Genomic DNA, 461 nt, shown 5'->3' with positions numbered 1-461 from the left:
CCTGATAAATCGCTTGTTGAACGACTCGATCAAGAACACATGGAATACCTAGTTTCCGTTTTGATCCATCCTCTTTTGGATAATAAGCCCTTCTTACTGGCTTCGGCTGATAGGTTCCGTCTCTTATATAAATGGAAAAAAAGGAATTCAGTAAGTTTTGTCCAATAATATAGGTAAGAAATCTTTTACCTATGGAGGCGGACAAATTGAAAAATATTCTTCAAAAGGATAATCAGAATCCTGATATTCAATCTGTTAAAGCGGCTATGAAGGAAACGAAAGACCTTCGATTATTTAAACGATACCAAGCCATCTTGTTGTATTTAAAAGAGCGACCAGTAAGCGAAATATCACGTTACATTGGAACCAGCGAGAAGACGATATACAATTACGTAAGCGCCTATAAATCCAACGGCCTAAATAGTTTGATTCCCGGTCAATCACCAGGCAGACCCCGCCAT

The 461-nt window shown here is 38.6% G+C and carries 1 protein-coding gene; it reads left to right on the top strand.

What is annotated here, in order from left to right; translation table 11 throughout:
* Window positions 1-206: 206 nt before the first annotated feature.
* On the top strand, window positions 207-461 hold a 255-nt coding region (locus IEW67_RS17420), incomplete at its 3' end, for a helix-turn-helix domain-containing protein (RefSeq protein WP_194466077.1).

It is taken from the genome of Lentibacillus kapialis (genome assembly GCF_014646635.1).
Lineage (GTDB): Bacteria > Bacillota > Bacilli > Bacillales > Amphibacillaceae > Lentibacillus > Lentibacillus kapialis.
Note: the sequence above shows the minus strand (reverse complement) of the source record. Positions and strands in the feature narration are given on the sequence as shown.